The organism is Limnohabitans sp., from assembly GCF_040401135.1.
GTDB lineage: Bacteria > Pseudomonadota > Gammaproteobacteria > Burkholderiales > Burkholderiaceae_C > Limnohabitans.
Genome location: NZ_JBBAOV010000025.1, coordinates 1 through 2,177, shown reverse-complemented (window position 1 = coordinate 2,177; position 2,177 = coordinate 1). Strand labels below are relative to the sequence as shown.

Genomic DNA, 2,177 nt, shown 5'->3' with positions numbered 1-2,177 from the left:
CGAAAAGACGAAAAAAAACCCCGAGTTTTGCAACTCGGGGTATGAATCCACTTTTGAGGGTGGAGGAGACAAGTCTGTAGTGTATGCAATTTTTGTTGCGCCGCAACATTTGGCGGACAATTGCCGCATAAATTTATGGGAGAACACACATGGAATGCACCGTCAGCTGGACCGGCAACTCTGGCACTCGTTCAGGCATGGGCTTTATTGCAGAAACAGGCAGCGGCCATGTGGTGGCCATGGACGGCGCACCCGATGCAGCCAAGCCCGAGAACGGCGGCCAAAACTTGGCCCCTCGCCCCATGGAACTGTTGCTGGCTGGTACAGGCGGATGCACGGCGTATGACGTGGTGCTTATCTTGAAGCGTGGCCGCCACAATGTGCAGGGCTGCAGTGTGAAGATCACCAGCGAGCGCGCCACCGAAGACCCCAAGGTGTTCACCCGCATCAACATGCATTTCACCGTCACAGCCCAAGGTGTGCCAGCTTTGGCCGTGGAACGTGCCATTGCCATGAGCCACGACAAATACTGCTCGGCAAGCATCATGCTGGGCAAAACGGCGGAAATTACTACTAGCTTTGAGTTGGTAGAGGCTTAAAAGATCTTTAAGTGATCACGCATAAACGGCGAAGGTCGAGTGCGACACTTTCAATGGTGTTAAAAAACATCTCGCAAGCTGGCTTAGCGGCAAGTAGGTTTTCTAGAAAGGCTTGAGCGTCGTTCATGTACTCGTGCACCAAAGCGTTGCGCAGTACTCTGGCAGCAACGAAGGCATCGGCATTGCTTAACAAGCCCACGCGCTCAGCAAACGCCAAAGTATCTAGCTGAGTTTTAGCCGGCTCGCTCACCAATGCAGCATACCGAGGCAGCAGCTTGCCTCCGATGTGGTCTTGCAAGCGACCAAAGCGGCTGACAAAAGCTTCTACCTTTTCGGCCAACACGGGTTGGCTGGCTAAGCTTTGTACCCATGCCAAATCAATAGGCAAGGCAAACAAAGTGGACTGGCTGTAGCGCAAATGCTCGGCTTCCTTGCGGGCAAGGTCTAAGCTTTGCAGCATGGCTTGCGAATGTTCGGGCAAAAACAACAGACTCATAACAACACCCCAGTTTCACGAGCCACGCGCATCACGGGGGCCTCATCTGTGGCTGCGTCTTTTAACAGCACGTCAATTTTTCGGTCGCCCAAGTGACGAATAAGTTTCACGTATAGCTGCCCAGCTGCAGCCACTCGGTCGACCAATTGATGAGGTGTTTCAAACATCAAATCAATGTCGCCACCCCGCAGCGCATCATTGGTACGCGAGCCAAACAAAGTGACACGCGCATCGTCCCCCAACACTTGCTGGGCCGCTTGTTTGATGGCTTGCACCTGATCGCTGTTAAGTCGCATCTCGCTACTTTAAACCCGATGCGCCACAGTCGTCATCACCTTCGCCGCCAATTGCATCAGCGCTTTAAAAGGCGCGGGCAACTGGGCTGCACCTGCGGCCAAAGCGTCTTTGGCGTGTTGCGCCTCGTCCGTTTTCATTTGCGCCACGATGGCGCGGCTGGGGCCGTCATTGGCGGGCAGCAGGCCTAGGTGGCTTTCTAAATGGGCCTCTACTTGGCGCTCGGTCTCCACCACAAAGCCAAGGCTCATGCGGTCGCCACCCAGCTTGGCTGCGGCGTAGCCAATACCAAACGAGCCTGCATACCAAAGCGGGTTGAGCCAGCTGGTGCGCCCGCCTAGGTCGCGCAGCCGCTGCTCGGTCCAAGCCAAATGGTCGGTTTCTTCTTTGCACGCGGCGCTCAGGTGTTGGCGCAGCGCGTCGTTTTTGGTGGCCAGGGCTTGCGCGGTATAAAGCGCTTGGGCGCACACCTCGCCCACATGGTTCACGCGCATCAGGGCAGAGGATGTTGCTTTTTCGGCGTCAGTTAGCGGTGCAGGTGTGGGCGATTCGCCCGCCCACATGGGGGTGGGGCGGTTGGCGTGATGGCGGGCAAACAGGGTGCGCAGTGCGCTGTCGGCGGCGGTGAGTAGGGCGTCCATTTATTAACTCCGAATTGGGTGCTCAGTTATGAATTGTCTTAAGGCCGCATTCACGCGTGTTTGCCAGCCTTTACCTGTTGACTTAAACGCCTCCAACAAATCTGCATCCAAACGAATGGCTGTGAATACTTTAGGGGCTTCAGCGCG

5 protein-coding genes are annotated in these 2,177 nt (G+C 55.8%); 1 reads left to right on the top strand and 4 read right to left on the bottom strand.

What is annotated here, in order from left to right; translation table 11 throughout:
* Positions 1–149: 149 nt before the first annotated feature.
* The gene (locus ABWP81_RS08110) at positions 150–599 is read left to right on the top strand and encodes an OsmC family protein (RefSeq protein ID WP_353136768.1); all 450 of its coding nucleotides are present in this window, start codon (positions 150–152) and stop codon (positions 597–599) included.
* Between the two features lie 7 nt (positions 600–606).
* On the opposite strand, the gene ABWP81_RS08105 is transcribed toward ABWP81_RS08110, so the two are convergent.
* From ABWP81_RS08105 to ABWP81_RS08090, 4 genes are all read right to left on the bottom strand, one after another.
* A complete protein-coding gene (locus tag ABWP81_RS08105; protein WP_353140944.1) occupies positions 607–1,095 on the bottom strand; it encodes a hypothetical protein in 489 nt (162 codons plus the stop codon).
* Positions 1,092–1,391: a nucleotidyltransferase domain-containing protein gene (locus ABWP81_RS08100; protein WP_353140942.1), complete on the bottom strand. Its 300-nt coding sequence runs from the start codon at positions 1,389–1,391 to the stop codon at positions 1,092–1,094. The genes ABWP81_RS08105 and ABWP81_RS08100 overlap by 4 nt, the downstream gene beginning before the upstream one ends.
* Before the next feature lie 9 nt (positions 1,392–1,400).
* A complete protein-coding gene (gene coq7, locus ABWP81_RS08095) occupies positions 1,401–2,030 on the bottom strand; it encodes a 2-polyprenyl-3-methyl-6-methoxy-1,4-benzoquinone monooxygenase (RefSeq protein ID WP_353136759.1) in 630 nt (209 codons plus the stop codon).
* 3 nt (positions 2,031–2,033) lie between these two features.
* On the bottom strand, positions 2,034–2,177 hold a 144-nt coding region (locus ABWP81_RS08090), incomplete at its 5' end, for a BrnA antitoxin family protein (RefSeq protein ID WP_353140990.1).